The organism is Streptomyces sp. NPDC040610 (assembly GCF_055594065.1).
Genome location: NZ_JBVIXA010000010.1, coordinates 23,015 through 43,601, shown reverse-complemented (window position 1 = coordinate 43,601; position 20,587 = coordinate 23,015). Strand labels below are relative to the sequence as shown.

The window sequence follows — 20,587 nt, the reverse complement described above, 5'->3', positions numbered from 1 at the left end:
ACTAACTCCGCAGGATCTTCAGGGCCTTGTCGAAGGCGGAGTCCCTGTTCTTCTCGAACTCCTCCTCCGTGAAGACCGGTTCGGTCAGGTGCGGGGGGATGCCGGGGCCGTCGAAGGTGGTTCCCGACCTGGTCAGGAACTCCTCGTTCGGCAGCCACGTCCCCATCCCCGCGATGGGCAGCCTGCGCGGCAGGACGTCCGAGAACACGCCCTGCGTGGGCTGCCCGATCCGCACGGCCTTGCCGGGCCTGTCGATCAGGGCCTGCGCGAAGGTCTCGCCCGCGCTCACCGTCGACCCGCCGGTGAGGACGGCGACGGGGCCGGTGTAGCGGGGCGCGGCGGCGGGTGTGACGCGCACGGGCTGGGGGCGGGTGTGGCGCGTGGGGTCGGCGGGGTCGTTGCGGGCGCGCTTGGAGTACGCGACGTAGCCGGTGTCGGTGAGGCGCCCGGCGAGATGTACGCCCAGCGCGTCCGAGCCGCCGCCGTTGATCCGCAGGTCGATGATCAGGCCGCGCAGCTTCCGTGTGCGGTCCTCGGTGAAGACGGCGTCCAGCGCACGGTCGAGCTCGGCGAGCTGCTCGGCATACGGGGCGCCGTCGCCCGCGTACCCGCTGAAGCCGGAGATCCGCAGATAGCCCTGGCCGCCCGGCAGGTCGGCGTAGGTGATGCGGCCCTTGGCGAAGTCCTGGACGTGCTCGGCTCCCTTCAGGTCGCGCGCGAGCACGAACTTCTTGACCCGGGTGTCCAGTTCCTCGCTGGGTGGCACCGTTCCGGACCGGCCACGGTTGAAGTACCGGTCGCCGTACCCCACTCCGGAGTGCATGTCCTCGAGCGGGTCGAGCATCTCGGAGAAGATCGCGAACAGCTCGTCCGGGGTGGTGTCGGCGTGCACCTTGGGGCGGTACCGGTCGCGCATGGCGTGCCAGTCGATGCCCTTGGTGGCGAAGAACGGGTAGTTCTCCTCGTACGACTGCCAGAAGACGTCGAAGGTCGCCACGGGGCCCTGCGGCGCCGGTCGCGTGCAGGCGGCGGGGGGCTTGCCGACGCGCCGCAGCTCCTGGAGGCCGGTGGTGCCGTCCATGTGCAGGGTCGCCCGGTCCCGGCCGGGCGCCGAGCGCAGGGTCAGGCCGACGCCGTTCTCGTCGGTGTAGCGCCCGGGGCCCGTCCGTTTCGCGACGTCGCCCTTGAGACAGCTCACGGACGTGGTCTCGTACTCCTGGAGCACGCCATCACGAATCGACCACACCGCCCCATATCCGTCCACACGCCACCATCCGGATGTGGGCGAATCCGCCCCGGCCGGTTGCGGTGCGGTCTTCGCTGGTGTGACCGCTGTCGCCGCCCCCGCGGTGAAGCCCGACCCCACGGTGAGAGTCAGGGCCGCCATCGCAGCCGTCGTCACCCTTCGCATATGCATTCCTCCCGTTTCGGCGTTTCGCCTCATTCGAGAGCATGTCCCGGCCTTCACAGCCGAGAAACGTGACCCGGCTCTCAAAGCAATCTCTTCGCTTTCTGTTATCCCGCCCCAGCCCGCAGGATCTCCCCATCAGCGCGGCCACACAGGAACCAGCGGCCACAGAGGAACCACGGAGAGGGGAGCGTTGTGCGGAACGACCGACTGAGGCCCGAGCAGGCTTTCTGCGCTGCGGCGGGGCGCCTCGCGCGCCCCACCCGCGCGTGCGCCGCGTACACGCGGCACGGCGCGCCCCTCGCTCCCACGGAGCGGGTCCCGACCGGCCCCGCACTCGTACCGCCGCCGACGGCGGGCACCATCCACCTGACCGCCCCGACCGATCTCCTCGAGCGCACGCACACCGGCGTCCCGTCCCCGGGCCACGCCGACCCGCTCGTTTCCCCTGCCAGTCCCCTTCCGACCACACCGAGGCGTTCCCCCACACCATGAATCCACAAGATCCGTCAGACCCGCTGTCCCACCCGCACCCCGCCGACCCCACGGCGCCCGGCGGCCCCTACCCAAGCCACCCCGACCCGTACGCGTACGACGGCGTCACCTCCATATCCCCGGCCGCGTCCGGCGCCACGGGTTCCCGGGCCGAGCTGCGGCAGCGGCGCACCACGCGGCGCCGCCGTCAGGCCATCGCGGCGGGCGCGGGCATCGCGGCGATCGCGACGCTGACCGCCGTCATGCAGTGGGGCTCGGACGGCTCCGACACCCCCGAGAAGACCGCGGCCGCGGCTGCCATGGACACGGACACGGACGGGCCCACGCCGTCCAGCGAGGCGCCGTCCCCCACACCGAAGGCGAAGAAGTCCAAGTCCGCGTCCCCGTCGAAGTCCGCCGAGCCGAAGAAGTCCAAGTCGGCCAAGCCCTCGAAGAAGCCCGCGGAGCCGAGGAGGGCCAAGCCCGCGAACCCCGGGAAGCCGAAGCCCCCGGCGTCCCCGAGGACGAGCCGCCCGACCCCGACACCGGAGGCGCCCAAGGCCCCCTCGGCCGCGGGCTCGGGATCGACCGCGCAGCAGGTTCTCAACCTGGTCAACGCCGAGCGCCAGAAGGCCGGTTGCCGCCCGCTCACCACCAACAGCAAGCTCGCCACCGCCGCGCAGCGGCACTCCGCCGACATGAAGGCACGCAACTACTTCTCGCACACCTCCCCCGACGGCACCGACCCGGGCAAGCGCATCACCGCGGCGGGCTACCGGTGGAGCACCTACGGCGAGAACATCGCCCGCGGCCAGCAGACCGCCAAGTCCGTCATGACCTCCTGGATGAACAGTTCGGGCCACCGCGCCAACATCCTCAACTGCTCGTTCAAGGAGCTGGGGGTGGGCATCGTGAAGGGCTCCGGCGGACCGTGGTGGACGCAGAACTTCGGCGCGCGGTGAGCGGGTGACCTGAGCGGCGGGGACGCGCGGGGCTCGGGGGCGACGGCTTCCGGGCCCCGGCGGGAGCCGGTGCGCCCTCAGTAGCCGGTGACGTCGGCAGACTCCGGGTCCTGGCCGCCCGCGCAGCGCCGCCGGGCGAGGGCGAGGTTCCTGCGGCTCGTGGCCACCCGCGGGTGATCGGGGCCGAGGGTGCGGCAGCGTGCGCTCAGCACCGCCTCGTTCTCGGCCCTGGCCTCGTCCGCCCGGCCCTGGTCCAGGAGGATCGCGGCGTGGTTGCTGCGGCTGGTCAGCGTGTCGGGGTGGTCGGCGCCGAGCACCCGGGCGCGGGCTTCGAGCGTCGCGCGGCTCTCGTGCTCGGCCTCGGCGAGTCGGCCGAGGTCCCGCAGTGCCACGGCGAGGTTGCTGCGGGAGCCGAGGGTGTCCGGGTGGTCCGCGCCGAGCAGCCGCGTGCGGTCGGCGAGGACCGCGCGGATCTCGGCCTCGGCCTCCGCGGCCCGGCCCTGCTCCCGCAGGATCCAGGCCAGGTCGCTGTGGATGGTGAGGGTGTCGGGGTGGTCGGTGCCGCAGACCCGGCGGCTGGCCCGCAGCACCTCACGGCATTCGGCCTCGGCCTCGTCGAAGCGTCTCAGGTCCTTCAGGACCCAGGCGAAGTTGGCCCGGCTGCGCAGGGTGTCCGGGGCGTCGGCGCCAAGGACCTCGCGCCGGGCGAGCAGGGTGTTGCGGTGCTCGACCTCGGACTCCTGCCACTTTCCCTGCGCGTACAGGACCTCGGCGAGGTTGTTGCGGCTGCGCAGCGTGTCGGGGTCCAGCGGGCCCAGGACTTCCTGCCTGATGCGCAGGGTGGTGCGGTGTTCGGCTTCCGCCTCGTGCCACTTGCCCTGGGCGTGGAGGACCTCGGCGAGGTTGTTGCGGCTGCGCAGGGTGTCCGCGTGCCGCTCGCCGAGCACGTCCGCGCTGACGGCGAGCACCACGCGGGCCAGGTCGTGGGCGGCCGCGTAACTCCCGGCGGTCCGCAGCCCTTCCACGGCCTTCATGGCCTCGGGGAGCAGCTCCGTCGAGGCGGGGCGCGGCAGGGCCCGGCTCGCCAGGGCCGCCGCGCAGTGCGGTGCCACCAGGACCCACCAGGGCGCTTCGGCGGGATCGTCCCCGGCGTGGCCGCGGCAGACCTCGGCGAGGAGGTGGGCCACCAGCACCGAGGCGTCACGGTGGGCGTCGTCGGTGCGCATCCGGTGCCGGTTGACGTCGACCAGCAAGGGGTGCACGAACAGGCACGGTACGGGCGCCGTGCCCGGCTGGGAGGCGCGGTAGACGGTGAGGGAGACCAGGCCGAGGGCGGCAAGGCCCGCCAGGACGTCCTGTGTCTCGTCCGCCGCGGTGACCGTGGCCCGCCCCCGCGCCGGGCCCGTCGGCACCAGCCGGTGGAGCGTCCCGGGGCGGCCGCGGCCGAGCACCCGCCGACGGCGCAGGACGGACGGTTCGAGCAGCGCCACGGGGACCGGCGCGGCGGCGAACGCGGTGATGAGGCGCAGCAGGGGCCGGGCGGCGTGCAGTCCGCGCGCGGCGAGGAGGTCCAGGGACAACTCCCAGGTCGCGGTGACGACTTCCTGGGGTCGGGCACCGGCGACGTCGTCGGGGAAGAGCTGGCCGAAGCGGGTCTCCAGGGCGTCGGCGTAGGCGGCGAAGGAGGAGACGCCGTCGAGCGCGGCCCGGGTGGAGGCCAGGTAGCGTCCGGCGGCGCGCAGGCCGAGCGGCAGTCCGCCGAGGCGCCGGGAGAGCACCGCCGCCGCTGCCGCGTCCCCGGCCTCCGCGCCCGCGTCGTCGAGGAGCACTCGCGCGCCGTCGGCGTCGGTGAGCGGCTCGACGGCGTGCAGGACCGCGCCGTCGCCCCAGACGAGGGGGTCGGCCTGACGGCTGGTCACCAGGACGAGGCCGCTGAGCGAGCCGCGGATGACGCCGTTGCCGTCCCGGACCGGCGCGTCGGTCGCGGTGAGCGCCTCGGGGGCGTCGACGTTGTCGAAGACGAGCACCCAGCCGGACGCGCCGTCCAGGAGTGCCCAGACCAGGTCGAGCAGCCGTCGTGTGCTCATCCGCGCCTGGTCGATGGGGGCTTCGTCCGCTCCGAGGCCCCGGGCCAGGGCGATCAGCGCGGTGTCGAGCGCGGCGCCGTCGGGGACCCGCAGCCACCAGGTCGGCAGGCCGCGGGCGCGGGCCCGGGCACAGGTCTCCAGGGCGATGGCGGTCTTGCCGCAGCCACCGAGGCCGTACAGCACGTGGAAGCAGCCGTCGGGCGCGGTGGTGAGCCGGGTGAGCCGCCGCACGGTGGCGTCCCGGCCGCGGATGTGGCGCGGCCGCAGGCCCCAGGGCGGCACCAGGGAACCCGTCTCGGGGCCGGGCGCAGGGGGTGGTGGGGCGGGGTCGGCGCGCCGGGCCTCCAGGACGGTCCAGCACACGACGGTGGCGACGAGGAAGCACAGCACCAGCCAGTTCCACGAGCTGGTGAGGAGGTTGACCGCCGCGCCCGCGAGGACCTGGGCGCCCACCACGGCCGACATCGCGAGGCGGCCGTTGCGGCGGCGGGCGTCACCGGACCCGGCCATGTCCTGCCCACGGTCCCGCCGGACGGCACCCGGCCGCGCCGAGCCCGACTCCGTTGCCCTGACACGCTCTTGGCCCGACCCCGCCCTTGGCCATGGACGCCCCCCAGCCGCACCTGACGGAGCCCGCTCCCCGACGTGCGGGCGCCGTGCCGCCAGCCCATTGTGCCCCGGTTCCGGACATCAGGGATGTCGCATTCTCACCCTTGGAGAAAATCTGAAGAACGTGAAGAATCCGTGACCGTCCTGGCACGTAACTCGCGTGACACCCGTGAGGAGAAACCTTGCGCCCGATCAAGTTGGCTCTGTCCCTCGGCGCCGCCGCCCTGATGGTGGCCGCCGGAGCGGCGAGCCCCGCCGCGGCCGCGCCGGACAACAACGGAAAGGCGATGACCTGGACGCTCCTGTCCGACGGTCCCAGCGGCACGGTTCAGGTGGGCGGCGGCCCGCTCAGCAACGCGTACACCGGTGACACGGACATCACCACGGCTCTCCCGGTACTGTGTCTGAAGATCGACAACAGTGCCGCGCCCACGGGCATCACCCCCAATTTCTACGCCGGTTGGGCCCGCGGCACCGTCGCCGCGAGCAACCCGATCCGCGGCACCCGTCTAACCAGCCGCACCGTCGCCGACAACGTCTGCGCGAACACCTTCGGCGCGGGCTGGCGGATGGCCGAGTTCCACGACGGCCGGTACGGGCCGAACCTGGAGAGCTCCGGCGGCTGGAGCTACTGGGCCAAGGGCGAGGTGCCCGCGGGCACCCGCTTCTGGACGGCGATCAACGACCAGCCCGCCAACCCCTGGAACTGATCCGCCCGCGCGAAGCCGCTCCGGTCCGCTGCCCCCAGCGGCGGGCCGGAGCTCCGCCCCAGGGCGCGGGCCGCGCGACCGCGGGGGACCGGCTCCGGTGCGGTCAGAGCCCGTTGCCCACGAGGAGCGCCAGGTCCACGAGCCGGTTCGCGTACCCCCACTCGTTGTCGTACCAGCCGACCACCTTCACCTGCGGGCCCAGGACGCGTGTGAGCCCGGCGTCGAAGACGCAGGAGGCCGGGTCGCCCGCGATGTCGGTGCTGACGAGCGGGGCCTCGGTGGCGGCGAGCAGCCCCTTGAGCGGGCCCGCTGCGGCCTCCGCGTACGCGGCGTTGACCTCCTCGACGGTGGTGGCGCGCGTGGTCGTGACGGTCAGGTCGGTGACCGAGCCGGTGGGAACGGGCACCCGCAGCGAGAACGCGTCGAGGCGGCCCTGGAGTTCCGGCAGCACCAGACCGATGGCCTTGGCGGCACCGCTGGAGGTGGGGACGATGTTGAGGGCCGCGGCCCGGGCCCGGCGCGGGTCCTTGTGCGGGGCGTCCTGGAGGTTCTGGTCCTGGGTGTAGGCGTGGACGGTGGTCATCATTCCGGATTCGACGCCGACGGCGTCGTGCAGCACCTTGGCCAGCAGGGCAAGGCAGTTGGTGGTGCAGGAGGCGTTCGAGATGACGGTGTGGCGCTCGGGGTCGTACGTGTCCTCGTTCACGCCGAGCACGATCGTGGCGTCCTCGCCGTCGGCCGGGGCGGCGATGATGACCTTCTTCGCGCCACCGTCGACGTGCGCCCGCGCCTTCGCGGCCGCGGTGAACACGCCGGTGGACTCGATGACCACGTCCACGCCCAGCTTCCCCCAGGGCAGGTCGGCGGGGTCGCGTTCGGCCAGGACCCGCACCGTCGCGTCGCCGACGCGGATGCCCGTGGGCTCGGCGGTGACCTCGCCGGGGTAGCGGCCGAGAACGGAGTCGTACGCGAGCAGATGGGCCATGGTGGCCACGTCACCGAGGTCGTTCAGGGCGACGATCTCCAGGTCCGCTCCGCGCACGGCCGCCGCCCGGAAGACATTGCGGCCGATCCGGCCGAAGCCGTTGATGCCTATGCGCACAGTCATGGGGCTGTCCCTTTCTTGCGTCTACGAGGCGTGCGGCGCCCGTCGTGCGAAGGTCTGTCGAGGTCGCGCGGCGCCGACGAGAACATCATAAGCAACTTAATTAAGTACGCGATATATTTTTGGAGTGGACGACACCATGAAGAACAGTGCGGGAGACGGCGCCGACGGCGGTCTGGACGTGGAGGCCTTCGCCGCCGCGGTGGAGAACTTCAACCGCTTCTACATCCGCCTGCCGGTCCTGGAGAAGCTGTCCTTCACCACGCTGTCGGTCCTGGACACCCTCGCCTTCGGGGGCGGCCCGCTGCGCCTGAGCGACCTGGCCCGCACCGAGCAGGTCAGCCAGCCCGGCATCACGCAGCTCGTCACCCGCCTCGAACGGGACGGCCTGGTGGAACGCCACCCCGACCCGAGCGACGGGAGGGCCGTGCTCGTCCACATCACCGAGGCCGGGCGCCGCATCGGCAGGTCCCGCCACGAGGACCGGACCCGCCACCTGGCCCCCCTGATCGCCGAACTCACCCCGGAGCAGCGCCAGGCCCTCACCGAGGCCCTGCCGGCCCTGACCCGCCTGGCCGAACTCGGGCGCGCCCGACGGTGATCCGGCCCCGCACCGTCGGAACCAAGCCAATCCGCAAGTTCACCCAATGGGGTGACATGCGTGGCCGCCTGTAGACATGTGCCCCGTGGTGTCAGGGAGCCTGGGAGTGAGGAGTCACGGGGAGGGGGCAGGCATGTGGCAAGCGGTTGCCGAACGCAGCGGGACGCGGGGCGGCCGTGAGACACACGCACTGCCGCACGCCCGCGTTCCCGGGTCCCCGGTGCGGGTGGCCGGGTGTCTGACCTCCCCGGTCGTACGCCTTCCGAGCGGCGCGAGTCGGCCGAAACCGGCGGAGACGATAGCCCCGCGCGTGCGATAGAAAGCGTGTTGCACAAAAGGGAACCACTCGTCACAGGACCGGTCCCCCCTCACGGGACTCGCCCCACCGCACATCCGCTCCGGCGGCCTCCCACCCAGCCACGTCTTCACGTCATCCACGTCTCCGCGCGCCGACGTGTCCGCTCCGGATCCACGCGGCTCCGCGCCCTCGCATCTCACCGAGCGCGTCCCCGAGCACGGCAGTCGGCACCTGCGCCGTCGCCCTGAGGCAGCTCTCCGACCACGCCCGTCGCACGTTTCCAGCCCGACACATGGTTCAAGTGGGCCCCGGTCCGGCCGACGTCCCACGTCCAATGTCCCACGGGGGAATCGCATGTCCGTGCCACCGTCACCCCAGCCCTACCGACTCCTGCGCGCCAGCGACCTGCTCGACCTTCACTTCCTCTTCCAAGGGCTCCGCCTCGACCGCCCTCTCGTCGGACCCCGCCGCCTGCTCCGCAAGGACCCCGCCCAACCGGCCTACCTCGTCGTCACGTTCGGCCCCCAGCACGTCGCCGAACAGGCCTTCTTCGAGGTGAGCCCCGGCATCCCCGAACCGGAGCCGCCGGCCGCCCCCGGCGGCAGCGAGCCGCACAAGCCACCGCCCGTCGCCTCCCGCATCGGCGGCCGCAGCGTCCTCGTCTTCGCCGTCGGCGCCCAGGACGTCATCCCGTACACGGAATCCGGGCTGCTCACCGCCATGCGGACGCTCCCCCTGCGGGTCGTGGACGCCGCCCGGGAGCCCGCCGTCGCGGCGGGGCTGCGCCAGGCCATGACCAGCCGGCCCGACGACGTCTTCCAGGCGCTGCGCCTCGCCCGGACCATGGCGGAACTCTCCTCGCGGCACGGCCCCCACGGCCCCGTCGCAGCGGGCCTGCGCTCCGCGCCCGCCCCGGCGGAGCAGTCCGCAGCCGAAGCCCTCGGCCCCGGCCCCGAGAACCCCCTGGCCGACCCCGCCAACCCCCGTACCGGCATCGAACTCCCCTACCGGCTCCTGCTGTCCCCGCCCCAGACGGCGACCTGGACACACACCACCGAACTCCCCGACCCCGACGGCCGCATCGAGCTGTGGCACACCCGGATGCCGGCGGGCGACGCCCGTGCGGTGTGGACGCGCGACACCGGCTTCAACCCCGCGGACCCACGCCCGCTGGACGACCCGAGCGAGTTCACGATGGCGCTGACCAGCGGGGACCGCTCCTCCGTCGTGCATCTGAGCTCCAACACCAACCTGCCGGGCGGCTTCACGCCCGCGCCCGTGAAGGTCGACAACCTCATCCTGTCGTCCCTCGGCGGCTGGCTCGACTCGCTCGGCGTGTGGGAGCAGCCGCCCACCAACTTCGACGTCACGCAGTGGCGGCACCGCACCTCCATGGGCCGCGACCACTACGTGCGCGTCATGTACCGGGGACGGCTCTTCCCCTTCGGTCACCTCGCCGACCTGGTGAAGGTCACCGAGCGGAAGTTCGACCACGACCGCCCGGACAAGGCGGCCTACCTCAACCAGCGGTTCTTCATCATGGTCCGCGAGCCGGTGCGCGCGTACGGCTCGCGGGCGGACAACGACGACCAGAAGCGGCTGCGCAGGCTCTTCCCCTTCAGCAGTGTCCGGCTGCTCACCCTGGTCACGCCGGACCTGCTGCCTCCGAAGCCGATCCCGGGCCTGTCCTCCACCGGCGGCGACCCCAACGACAAGTTGGCCTTCTTCCCGGTGACCCTGGCAGAGGACCCGTTCCGGTTCCAGGTGAGCATGGTCGACGTCGACGGCCGCGTCCTGGAGTTCGCCACGCCCATGGCGTTCGTGGGCAAACGGGTGCACGAGAACACCGCCGACGTCGAGAAGATCATCCAGCACTACCACGGGCTGATCGACGACGCGCGACGGCCGGAGCCACCGGACCTCACGAGCGCCGACGTGCGACGGGTCGTCGCCGACGTACGCGGCCAGTCCGTGGCGTACGCTCCGAGCCGGAAGCCCGACGACACCACGCTGCCCACCGGCCAGTTCGTCTGGGGCGCCGTGACCACACCGTCGATCCTCGCCCTTGACGCCACCGAACACCCCCGGTTCCTGCCGACGGTGCGCTGGGCACGGGCCGTCGTGCCCGCGCTGAGCCAGTTCACCACCGGCTTCGGCGGCGACCGGACGCAGTCGGTGTTCTATCCCGAGCCCTACGTGACCAACGCCTTCACGGAGGCGAACAAGGCGCAGCTGTTCATCGAGCTGGCCGAGCCAGTGGACCTGACGTTCCGCAACGGCGGGCAGACGGCGGGGGCGCTCGCCCAGCCCAACTTCCCCGTGGCAGGGCTCTCCCGGCTCACCGGCCCGGTCGCCGCGACCCCCACCACCGCCCTCGGCGCCCGTCCGGGCGCCGGGCCCGGCATCGACAAGTGGGCCAAGCTCGCCCAGGGCCGGTTCAATCCGCTGGACTTCTTCGGGCAGCTGTCCGGGGCGAAGCTGTTCGGGATGTTCCCGCTCACCGAGATCATGAGCGAGATCGGCCTGGACAACCTCAAGGCGCCGAACTTCTTCACGGCGACGGTCAACGCCGTCACGGGATTCCTCAACGACCTGCGCGGGCTGCGCGATCTGCTCGCCTCGGTCGAGGAGCAGTTCCCGGAGATCGCCGACCAGGTCATCCGGGTGACGGACGCGGCGGCGCTGTTCGCCGAGACCCTCGTCGAGTTCATCACCAGCCATCTGGAGCAGGACCCCGACCCGATCCCCATCAGCGAGGTGGAGAACGCCTTCAACGCGTTCTCCGAAGCGCTCACCGCGCTGCGCGTCGCCCTGCCCGCCGCCGTGGACACCGGCGTGCGGCAGCTGCTCACTCGCATCGCCGAACAGGCCGCCACCTGGGACAGCGCCGTCGGCCAGGCGCTCGCCCTCAAGAAGGCGATCGAACTCGCCGCCCTCGGCGCCAAGTTGCCGGACGTCGTCAACTCCCGGCTGCAGTGGCAGCCCGACATCAAGCCCTGGTCTCCGGACAAGTCGACGCCCACCGACCCCGAGCACGCCGTGTTCTGGCCGTTCGGCAAGCTGACGCTGGTCGCCGACCTGCGCGGCTCGCTGCGCCCGGACGTGCCCCAGGCCGCGGACGTGTCCTGCACGCTGGACAAGTTCCAGTTGCGCATGGTCCCCGGCTTCGACGCGATCGTCCTGAAGTTCGACCGGATCCGGTTCGGCATGCGCGCCGGGCAGAAGCCCGACGTCGAGGTGAAGTTCGGCGGCATCGACTTCGTGGGGAACCTGGCGTTCGTCCAGACCCTGCGGAACATCATCCCGCTGGACGGCTTCAGCGACCCGCCTGCGATCACCGTCGACGGCTCGGGCATCCACGCGAACTTCTCCATGCAGCTGCCGAACGCCGCCGTCGGCGTCTTCAGCCTGGAGAACCTCTCCCTGAACGCCGCGCTCTCGGTGCCGTTCATCGGGGACACACCGCTGCAGGCCGGGTTCTCCTTCTGCCGCCGCGAGGCGCCGTTCCGGCTGACCGTGTCGATGCTGGGCGGCGGCGGCTACTTCGGGATCGTGCTGAGCCCGAAGGAGATCGCCGTCCTGGACGCCGCCCTGGAGTTCGGGGCCGCCGTGTCCATGAACTTCGGTGTGGCCAGCGGCAGCCTGTCGGTGATGGCCGGGATCTACTTCCGGCTCGAACTGACCGGGGGCCCCGGCTCGCCCCGCAACAAGGTCAAGCTCGTCGGCTACCTCCGGGCGCGCGGCGAGGTCGACGTCCTCGGCATCGTCTCGGCGTCCATCGAGCTCTATCTGGAACTGGGCTACGAGGACGGCTACGCGGTCGGCCGGGCCAGCCTGACCATCAGCATCGAGATCGGCTTCTTCGAGACGTCGGTGACGATCCGCTGCGAGAAGCGGTTCGCCGGGAGCGGCGCGACGTTCGCGCTCGTCGGCGGCGCGGCCGCCCCGGGCATCGCCCCGCCGACGTTCACCGACCTGATGTCCCCGTACGTGGACCCGGTGACCGGAGCGCGCGTCGACCCCGTCTTCGACTACTGCACGGCCTTCGCGGAGGTGGCGTGACCATGGACAGCATCCGATGGACGGTGCTCCCGGACGGCGTGGTGGAGGGCGACGCGGTGCGCGTCTCCGTCCTCGTCAGCCCCAGCCTGACCGGGATCGACACGCTCGCCGGCTCCGGGTACTTCGTGAACTGGCCGGACAAGCTCGCCCGACTGCTGCCGGGCCTGTGGCTGGAGTTCGACAGCCCCGCGGGCACCGTCGTCAAGCAGTGGCAGCCCACCGGCCGCTACCCCGCGGCCGACGCCACGCTGTGGCAGGCCCTGTTCACCCCCAGCACCTTCGTCCGGCGGCCCGAGGATCCCACTGCGTTCGCCGCGGCCGAGCGGCGCACCCTGCGGTCGTACCCGGGCAAGCTCGTGCACGACGAGGTGACCGGGGTGTACGAGGCGGTCGCCGTGTACACCACCCGGAACAGGCTGGGGGCGCACTGGGCCCGCGAGGAGCGGATGCTGTGCGAGGAGCCGCCGACGGACCACCGCGGCTGGGAACTCCCGTCGGTGTACCGGATGACGGACATCATCTCCCAGCAGGTCCTCGACCTCGGCCAGAACGTGCAGACCGGGTTCGCGGCCGTGGAGGAGGCGCTCGAACCGCACGGTGACGGCCCGCGGGCGGCGGCGCCCGAGCACGAGCCGCGCTTCATGAACCGGCAGAGCGACATCTACACCGACGAGGAGAAGCGGCGGATGCTGCCCCTCGCCGAGGCGGCCCGGTTCTACGAGCGCGGCAAGGAACCCGCCCCGCTCGCCGACGAGCCCGAGCACCGGGTGGACTTCCACGAGGCGTGCGGCCTCATCGGCGACTACCCGGAGCTGCAGCGCAGATTCGGCCTCGTCGTCGACCTGCGCTTCACGATGCCGTCGGGGGTGGCCGACGGGGCGAAGGTCCGGGTGCTGTTCGACGACGGCGTCACCGGCGACGCCCAGCTCAACGCCGACGGCAAACGCCCCTGGACGAAGATCCGGTTCAGCCGCGGCAGCGTCTTCGAGGCCGCCGAGGAGACCCCGGGGGCGCTCACCGGCCGGGTCCTGAACCTCGGCGACCCCGAGTCCTGGCACCTCACCGAACTCGACGTGGACGGCGCGGCCCTCAAGCACATCGACTACGCCCGCTCCGTCGACAGCCTGCGGAGCAGCGACCTGCCCTCCGGCATCGGCTCGGTCGCCCAGCAGGTGACGGGCACCGGCACCCCCGCCGCCCGGGGCTCCGGCATCACGCTCCTGCACACCGACAGGGACCGGCAGCTGGCCGGTCTGATCGGCGCCGACGTCCGCCGCCGCACGACGGCCGCCGACGCCCACCTGACCGCCGAGAGCCTGGTGCGCGGCTATCGGGTGGACATCGGCGCCGTCGACCCGGCCACGGGTCTGGTGACGCAGTGGCGGTCGCTGCTGCGGCGCCGTGGCCGCTACGCGATCCGCAGGCCCGGGCAGCCGCCCGTCGAGATCCAGGTCCGCCCCGACGAGGGCACCGTACGGGCCAGCGTGGTCACCAAGGACGGGGCCGACAACCGTCAGCTGTACGGCCACCAGGCCGTGTTCGGCTGGCACGGCTGGAGCCTCGCGGCGCCCCGGCCCGGCCGCACCATCGGCCTGGGCGACGCTCCGGAGGAGCCCGATCCGCCGGTCTCCCCGGATGTGCCGCTGGACACGAAGTTCACCGCGGAGCCGGGCTCGCTGCCCGCGCTGCGCTACGGCCGGACGTACCGGATGCGGGCCCGGGTCGTCGACCTCGCGGGCAACAGCCTGGAGCACACGGTCAGTACGCAGGAGGCCGTGCAGTCGGAGGCGATCACGTACGGCCGCTGGGAGCCGGTGCCGCAGCCGGTGGTGCTCCCCCTGCTTCCGTTCAACGAGGGCGAGTCCACCGAACGGCTCGTCATCCGCAGCACGGTCACCGACGACGGCCGGGAGATCTCCACCGACGAGTACGTCCTGTGGCGCTCGAACGTCCCCGATCACAAGGCGCACTCCGACGTCGACGGCCTGGACCGGCAGTACAAGGCCATCGCCGAACGTCATCTGGCGCCGCCCAAGACCGCCCTGCAGATGGCCGAGGAGCACGGCGTGTTCGACGCCGCGTTCGGCGCGGGCAAGCCCGAGCGGCTGCGCAAGGAGTACTTCACCGTGGCCTCCCGCGAGGCCGGGTCCTTCCTGGACACGGTGGTGCGCGACCCCGAGTGGCCGTATCGGGAGCACGACCTGCTGCGTGAGGACAGCATCCACATCGCCAAGCACGACGTGCACGATCCGCTGCCCGTCACCCCGCTGCCGCTGCCCCGGCGCGGTGCGGGCCTGGAGCAGGGCGAGTTCGTGGTGCACGACTCCGACCAGCTGATCCTGCCCTACCTGCCGGACGTCCTCGCCGAGGGCGTCATGCTGCGCGGCCTGCCGGGCGACCGGGAGAACCGCAAGATCCCCTTCCCCGGGCCGTGGCCGCAGGCGAAGCCGTTCAAGCTGCGCATCCTGGAGGGCACCAGGGAGCCGCACTGGCACGACGGCGTCATCGAGCGGGTCCTCGAGGTGTTCCTGCCCAAGGGCGAGATCGCCAAGGTCCGGCTGAGCTGCTACCTGGACGCGGCGAAGCTGCCGCTGCTGCGGCAGTGGAACCTGCTGACCGGCTCGCAGTTCTGGACGGGCCTGCCGGAGCGGGACAAGACCTTCGTGACGCGGGCCAGCGCCGACGGCGAGAACTGGATGCTCACGCCCTGGGTCGAACTGACTCTGGTGCACGCCGTGGAGAAGCCCGTGCACCCGCCGCGGCTCGACGGCCTCGGGTCCACCCGGGAGGCCGAGAAGACGGCCGCCCTCCTGACGGGCGAGCTGACCAGCCACGCCGAGAGCAGCGGTCATGTCGAGCTGGACGCGCACTGGAGCGAGTGGCTGGACGACGTCACCCAGGCCGCGCCCAGCCGCATCGACGGCCACACGCACCTGGAGGACATCACCCTGGCGTACACCGACGACGTGGAACCGGTCCGCCGCACGCACGAGTTCGGCGACACCCGGCACCGCAACGTCCGCTACACCCCGACCGCCGTCACCCGCTTCCGTGAGTACTTCCACCCCAGCATCACCCAGGACCGGAGCAAGGTCATCCGCGTCGGCCCGACGCACGCCCCGCTGCCGGTGCCCAGTTCCCGCAGGCCCGAGCCGCCGGTCGTGGCGTACGTCGTGCCCACCTTCCACCGCGGGCGGACCGTGGACCACCAGCGTCTGACGGTCACCCAGCGGCGTACGACGGCCGGGCTCCGGGTCTACCTCAACCGGCCGTGGTACTCCTCCGGCGACGACGAGATGCTCGCCGTGGTCCTCGATCCGGGCACCGACCTCAAGGATCACCTCGCCACCCGCTGGGGCGTCGACCCCGTCTGGTCGGGCACCCCGCCGCTGCCGAAACCGGCGGCCGCGCACTTCCCGAACGCGGAGCGGCGGCCCACCGGGCTGCGCCTCGCCGAGTCGCCGGACTCCGCGCCGGTCCTCGTCGACGCGGTGGCCTTCACACCGAAGTACCACCAGGAGCGGCAGCTCTGGTACGTGGACATCGATGTGGACTTCGGCGCGGGGGCCGGTGCGGCGGCGTACTTCCCCTATCTGCGCCTCGCCCTCGCCCGCTACCAGCCGTACTCGGTCGATCCGCTGCACCTGTCGAAGGTCGAGGTAGCGGAGTTCGCGCAGGTCCTCCCGGAGCGCACTCTCACGGGCCGCCGGGAGGGCGATCGCCTCGACATCAAGCTGACGGGCCCGGCGACGTTCAACGAACTCGGTGAGATCAGCGGCACCGGCGCGAGTGCGGCGGCGGCGAGCCGCCGTGTCGTGGTGACCCTGCAGAGCCGGGCGAGCCTCGGCGAGGACGACATGGACTGGAAGCAGGCCGCCGCCCCGGTGGACCTCGTCTGCCGGGCCGAGGGGGGCGGCTTCGTGTGGAGCGGCGGTGTGCCCGCGCCCGCGGGCCAGTTGCTGACCCTCTACCGGCTGCTGGTGCAGGAGTACGAGCTGTACCGCACCGACAAGGACACCGCCACGGACACCGTCACCGTGAACGGCCAGCCCGTGGCGGCGGCCCGCCGCCTCGTGCACGCCGACTACTTCGGCCTGACCGTCGGCCTCCTCGGCCGCCTCGACTTCGAACTGTAGGAGGACCGGGATGCGCAGACAGGCGATCACGGCCTGCGTGGCCGCGCTGATGATGGCTCTGACGTGGTCGACACCCACCTCGGGCGCGCCCGCGAGCCGGGCCAACGACCCGCAGCCGCACCGGGGCGGCGCCGACATCGTCGTCCACCGCAGCACCGGCGACTTCGGCTGCACGTCGGGGTTCACGGTGCGCCGCTGGGACGGCGGCAAGCGCGCCATGGCCACGGCCGGACACTGCTCGAACGCCCTGACCGGGGTGAAGGTGACGTCCGGCGAATACCCGTACGGCTCGTTCTCGAAGGCCGCCTTCGAGGAGAAGGCGGACCTCGGGCTGATCACGGGCACGGCGGACAGTGCGCAGACGTACGCGCCCACCCTCTGGACGGACGGCGGCCCGGCCGGCTCACCGGTCGCCCGCCGGGTGCTCGGCAAGGTCGACGCCCCGGCCCAGGGGTCCAGCGTGTGTATCAGCGGGAACATCACCAAGCTGGTGTGCGACATCACGGTCCGGCACCTCAGCGACGGCGTGGAGTGCGAGAAGGATCCCCCGAAGCGGTGCACCAAGGGGCTCGCCCGCGCGGTGAAGGGCGGCCAGACGATCTCGGACTTCGGCGACTCGGGCGCGCCGGTGTTCGTACCGATCGACACGGTGATCGACGGACACCCGGTGCACGGCGCGTTGCTCGTCGGACTGTTCGTCGCCGGTGGCAAACAGAACCCGACAGGGCCGGACGACATGGTCCTCTTCCACACCGTGAAGCAGGTCGAGTGCTTCCTGAGGGTCCAGGTGCTGACGTCGCAGGAGGCGGACTCGGGGAACACGACACCACCGACGCCCCGGTCCGACTGCGGCTAGCTCCACGCCTCAGGCCGTCCACTGTCGGCCACTTGGGTGACACCCGCGTACGGGCGGCGGATCCGGGCAAGCGAACGGTGTCCAGGAGCCGCAGAGCGACGGGAGGTTGCCATGGTGCACTCCCCAGGGGAGCAGCGGGTGTGCCGGGAGTGGAGTCGGGACGCGCCGACGTCGGCGGCGCAGGCCCGTGCGATGGCACGGGATTTCATGGCGGCGGCGGGCTACGACGACGAGAGACACCGGGACGCCGTCCTGGTCGTGGTGTCGGAACTGGTGACCAACGCCCTGCAGCACGCCCGCGGGGTGACCGGCCTCAGGCTCAGCCACCACGACCGGGGCCTCACCGTCTCGGTCCGCGACGCCGGCAACCGGCCGCCGCGCACCCTGCCACTCGACCCGGCCCGCCCCGGCGGCTTCGGCCTGCATCTGGTCCGCGGCCTCACCGAGGGCGTGCGGGTGGAGTGGCGCCCCGGAGGCAAGAACGTCTGGGCGACGGTGCCGCAGCCGGGGGCCGAGGGGCGGTGAGCGCTACCGGCGTTCCCTGACCCAGCGTTGACACGGACCCAGCGTTGGCACAGCTATGCCTCTGCCCCCGCATCCGGCTGCGGGGGCAGAGGCAGGGAGCTCACCTCCGAACTCTCCCGGGAGCAGCCCGGCCGGTGGACTCGCCACGGGCCGGGTTCCCGGATGAGCGGGATCTATCCTGCGGGATCGACCTGCGGGACAGATGGGATCGATCCTGTCGGGTCGCGCCGCTGTTCCCAGGCCGGAGCGGGTCAGACCCCGGCCGGCATCAGGCCCGCGCGCAGGCGGCCGAGGATGCGCTTGAGGAGACGGGACACCTGCATTTGGGAGACGCCGAGGCGCTCGCCGATCTCGCCCTGGGTCAGTTCCTCCACGAAACGCATGTGGATGATCTCCCGGTCGCGGTCGGAGAGTTCACCGATGAGCGGGGCCAGGCTGTTGAAGTCCTCGACGAGTTCGTACGCCGCGTCCTCCTCGCCGATGAAGTCGGCGAGGGCCGCCTCGCCGTCGTCGTTGCCGCCGCCCATGAGCAGCGCGGCGTTGAGGGACGTCGAGGTGTAGCCGTTGGAGGCCTTGCGGGCCTCGATGACCTCTTCCTCGGACAGGGACATCAGCTCGGCGAGCTCGGCGGTGGTCGGGTCCCGGTCGAGCCGGGTCGCCAGCTCCTCGGTGGCCTTGACCAGTTCGATGCGCGCTTCCTGGAGCCGGCGCGGCACGTGCACGGCCCAGCTGGTGTCGCGGAAGAAGCGCTTTATCTCGCCGACGATGTAGGGGACGGCGAAGGTGGCGAACTCCACCTCGCGCGTCAGGTCGAACCGGTCGATGGCCTTGATCAGGCCGATCGTGCCGACCTGGACGATGTCCTCCATGTCGTCGCCGCGGCCCCGGTAGCGCGAGGCGGCGTAGCGCACGAGCGAGAGATTCATCTCGATCAGCGTGTTGCGCACGTACTGGTGGTCGTGCGTGCCCTCTTCGAGAACGGCGAGACGGTCGAAGAACTGTCGGGAGAGCACCCGCGCGTTGTGCGGCTCCACGGTAGACGGTGCTTCGATCAGTGGCAGTTCTCCCTCCACGCAGGCCTCGGCCCTCGTCGACCGGATCCCGGACACTGTCGGCCTGCATGCACCCATCGCGGCAGCCACACCATCCACCCTTCTCTCGACGGCACCCCGTGTCACGATCCGGGGACTCAAGACGCGTCTGCCCCTCCCTCCCGGTCCCACACCTCACGATCCGGAATTGACCCGTGCACCTCTCTGTGAGCTACCTCTCGACACGGCCCGCGGCGAGGACCAGGCGGGCGAGCTCGGAATGGAACACGTCGAAGTGCGCGCCCTGCGGCGGCACTCCGCCGCGGACGACCGCGGAGGCGTCGACGCTGACGTATCCCGAGCTGGGCAGGGCGTCCTCGGTGAGCGCGTCGGCGAGGGTGAGGGTGGGGCAGCCCTCGACGCCCTGCACCCCGTCGTAACCGAGCGCGCCCCAGAGCCGGTCGGCCCCCACCAGGGAGGGCGACTCGCCGAGCATGCGGGAGGCCAGCGGGAACAGCAGGCCGAGCTCCAGGTCGTGGTGCGAGTACGCGCACACCACCGGCCCCGCGACACTCTGTGCCACCCCGGCGAGCGCGCCGCCACCGCGCATCTGCTGCGGCAGGTGGGCGGCGAACGCGAAGTGGGACAGCGCGGCCTGAAGCAGCGTCACGGAGGCGGGCCTGCCCGCCTCCGTCTTGAGCCCTTGGGCGGCGTACGCGACGAGCCGGGCCCCGGCGCCGTGGCCGACGAGATGGATGCGCGTGTCGGGCAGGGCTTCGGTGAGCTGTCCGAGGGCGGGGGCGAGCCCGGTCTCGCCGATCATTCCGGCGCGCCGCCTGACGGCGTACGAGACGGCCTGGCACAGGAGTTGGTGCGCGCCGTCCCACAGCCGGTCGAGGGCGCGCGCGGACTCCGCGGATCCGAAGGGGCGGGTGCTGGGCGTGAGGGGGTCGGGGCGGGCGAGCCAGTCGGTGGGGGCGTCGGCGGGGCGCGGGCCCGCGGTCTCGGCCTCCGTGAGCGTTCCGGACTTCGACACCGTGGGCGCCTCGGTGCCCCGCCCCGGCTCCTGGATCCGCTCGGGGCGCTGCTCGGCGCGCTCCGCCTCCTCCTGGGCCTGTTCCAGGGCGTGGGCGAAGCCTTCGCAGACGTGCGCGGAGCTGTCGAACAGCATCGCCGGGTCGGACTGGGGCAGCAGTTCGTCGCCCATGTCGGTGGCGTAGGCGGCGGCAGGGGCGTGCAGGGGTTCCTCGACGAGGCGCCGCAGCAGCATGCCCACGTCGTCGACGGCGCTGAACTGGCGCGGCCGTTCGTCCACGAGGGAGCGCAGCTCCGCGATGAGGCCGTCCTGGCCGGGGAACGTGCGGCGGAGCGCGGACTCGGTGGCGTCGGTGAGCCGCGGCTCCGGCGCGAACCGCATGCCGGGCCAGTGCACGCTCACGAAGCCCACGCCGTCGGCCTCGGCCCCGTCGGTGAACAGGGCGCGGAATCGGGCGTCGACGTCGGCGGTGGTCTCGGCGTCGTTATGGGCGGTGTGCGCGAGGAGCACCAGGTCGCGGACGCCCGCCGCGCGTGCGGCGTCCGCGACCCGCGCGCACTGCTCGCCGTCCGCCTCGCCGCCGTCCGCGTCGAACTGGATCGCCCAGCGGGGCGCGGTGCCTTCCGGGTCGTTCTCGGAACTGCTCATGCGTTCCCCCGAGCCGGTGGTGGTCTCCGTCGAGCCGGT

Annotated in this window: 12 protein-coding genes; 7 read left to right on the top strand and 5 right to left on the bottom strand. The window is 72.2% G+C overall.

Translation table 11 applies throughout. The features are described 5' to 3' along the window. Position 1: 1 nt before the first annotated feature. Positions 2-1,411 (bottom strand): S41 family peptidase, encoded by a 1,410-nt coding sequence (locus ACZ6AA_RS29600; protein WP_471460877.1) that lies wholly within the window; start codon positions 1,409-1,411, stop codon positions 2-4. A 488-nt stretch (positions 1,412-1,899) separates the two neighbouring features. Here ACZ6AA_RS29600 and ACZ6AA_RS29595 point away from each other — a divergent pair, with 488 nt between their 5' ends. Next, positions 1,900-2,844, top strand: coding sequence for a CAP domain-containing protein (locus ACZ6AA_RS29595; protein WP_471460874.1), 945 nt, complete (start codon positions 1,900-1,902; stop codon positions 2,842-2,844). 77 nt (positions 2,845-2,921) lie between these two features. Here the strand turns inward: ACZ6AA_RS29595 and ACZ6AA_RS29590 are convergent, their stop codons facing one another. Then, on the bottom strand, positions 2,922-5,441 hold the full coding sequence (locus ACZ6AA_RS29590; protein ID WP_471460872.1) for a tetratricopeptide repeat protein: 2,520 nt from the start codon (positions 5,439-5,441) through the stop codon (positions 2,922-2,924). A 281-nt stretch (positions 5,442-5,722) separates the two neighbouring features. Here ACZ6AA_RS29590 and ACZ6AA_RS29585 point away from each other — a divergent pair, with 281 nt between their 5' ends. Next, on the top strand, positions 5,723-6,250 hold the full coding sequence (locus tag ACZ6AA_RS29585; RefSeq protein WP_468456709.1) for a hypothetical protein: 528 nt from the start codon (positions 5,723-5,725) through the stop codon (positions 6,248-6,250). 103 nt (positions 6,251-6,353) lie between these two features. Here ACZ6AA_RS29585 and gap read toward each other — a convergent pair whose 3' ends face one another. Continuing rightward, positions 6,354-7,358 (bottom strand): type I glyceraldehyde-3-phosphate dehydrogenase, encoded by a 1,005-nt coding sequence (gene gap, locus ACZ6AA_RS29580; protein WP_471460868.1) that lies wholly within the window; start codon positions 7,356-7,358, stop codon positions 6,354-6,356. A gap of 124 nt (positions 7,359-7,482) precedes the next feature. Between gap and ACZ6AA_RS29575 the strand changes: the two genes are divergently transcribed. The 5 genes from ACZ6AA_RS29575 to ACZ6AA_RS29555 all read left to right on the top strand — a co-directional run bounded on the left by ACZ6AA_RS29575 (position 7,483) and on the right by ACZ6AA_RS29555 (position 17,833). Beyond that, positions 7,483-7,956 (top strand): MarR family winged helix-turn-helix transcriptional regulator, encoded by a 474-nt coding sequence (locus ACZ6AA_RS29575; RefSeq protein WP_468456705.1) that lies wholly within the window; start codon positions 7,483-7,485, stop codon positions 7,954-7,956. Between the two features lie 652 nt (positions 7,957-8,608). Next, a complete protein-coding gene (locus tag ACZ6AA_RS29570) occupies positions 8,609-12,316 on the top strand; it encodes a serine/threonine-protein kinase (protein WP_471460865.1) in 3,708 nt (1,235 codons plus the stop codon). A gap of 2 nt (positions 12,317-12,318) precedes the next feature. Next, complete coding sequence (locus tag ACZ6AA_RS29565) at positions 12,319-16,452, top strand: hypothetical protein (RefSeq protein WP_471460862.1); 4,134 nt, start codon at positions 12,319-12,321, stop codon at positions 16,450-16,452. Positions 16,453-16,462: 10 nt separating this feature from the next. Continuing rightward, positions 16,463-17,308, top strand: coding sequence for a chymotrypsin family serine protease (locus ACZ6AA_RS29560; RefSeq protein WP_468456699.1), 846 nt, complete (start codon positions 16,463-16,465; stop codon positions 17,306-17,308). A 111-nt stretch (positions 17,309-17,419) separates the two neighbouring features. Further along, positions 17,420-17,833, top strand: coding sequence for an ATP-binding protein (locus ACZ6AA_RS29555; RefSeq protein WP_471460859.1), 414 nt, complete (start codon positions 17,420-17,422; stop codon positions 17,831-17,833). A gap of 251 nt (positions 17,834-18,084) precedes the next feature. Here ACZ6AA_RS29555 and ACZ6AA_RS29550 read toward each other — a convergent pair whose 3' ends face one another. Both ACZ6AA_RS29550 and ACZ6AA_RS29545 read right to left on the bottom strand, forming a co-directional pair. Beyond that, complete coding sequence (locus tag ACZ6AA_RS29550; protein ID WP_468456695.1) at positions 18,085-18,963, bottom strand: RNA polymerase sigma factor SigF; 879 nt, start codon at positions 18,961-18,963, stop codon at positions 18,085-18,087. A 133-nt stretch (positions 18,964-19,096) separates the two neighbouring features. Beyond that, complete coding sequence (locus ACZ6AA_RS29545) at positions 19,097-20,548, bottom strand: hypothetical protein (protein WP_468484052.1); 1,452 nt, start codon at positions 20,546-20,548, stop codon at positions 19,097-19,099. Positions 20,549-20,587 lie beyond the last annotated feature (39 nt).

Bases quoted from the DNA above. Each gene is read 5' to 3' on its own strand.
- ACZ6AA_RS29600 (WP_471460877.1), bottom strand. From the start codon at position 1,411: ATGCGAAGGGTGACGACGGCTGCGATGGCGGCCCTGACTCTCACCGTG.
- ACZ6AA_RS29595 (WP_471460874.1), top strand. From the start codon at position 1,900: ATGAATCCACAAGATCCGTCAGACCCGCTGTCCCACCCGCACCCCGCC.
- ACZ6AA_RS29590 (WP_471460872.1), bottom strand. From the start codon at position 5,441: ATGGCCGGGTCCGGTGACGCCCGCCGCCGCAACGGCCGCCTCGCGATG.
- gap (WP_471460868.1), bottom strand. From the start codon at position 7,358: ATGACTGTGCGCATAGGCATCAACGGCTTCGGCCGGATCGGCCGCAAT.
- ACZ6AA_RS29570 (WP_471460865.1), top strand. From the start codon at position 8,609: ATGTCCGTGCCACCGTCACCCCAGCCCTACCGACTCCTGCGCGCCAGC.
- ACZ6AA_RS29565 (WP_471460862.1), top strand. From the start codon at position 12,319: ATGGACAGCATCCGATGGACGGTGCTCCCGGACGGCGTGGTGGAGGGC.
- ACZ6AA_RS29560 (WP_468456699.1), top strand. From the start codon at position 16,463: ATGCGCAGACAGGCGATCACGGCCTGCGTGGCCGCGCTGATGATGGCT.
- ACZ6AA_RS29555 (WP_471460859.1), top strand. From the start codon at position 17,420: ATGGTGCACTCCCCAGGGGAGCAGCGGGTGTGCCGGGAGTGGAGTCGG.
- ACZ6AA_RS29550 (WP_468456695.1), bottom strand. From the start codon at position 18,963: ATGGGTGCATGCAGGCCGACAGTGTCCGGGATCCGGTCGACGAGGGCC.
- ACZ6AA_RS29545 (WP_468484052.1), bottom strand. From the start codon at position 20,548: ATGAGCAGTTCCGAGAACGACCCGGAAGGCACCGCGCCCCGCTGGGCG.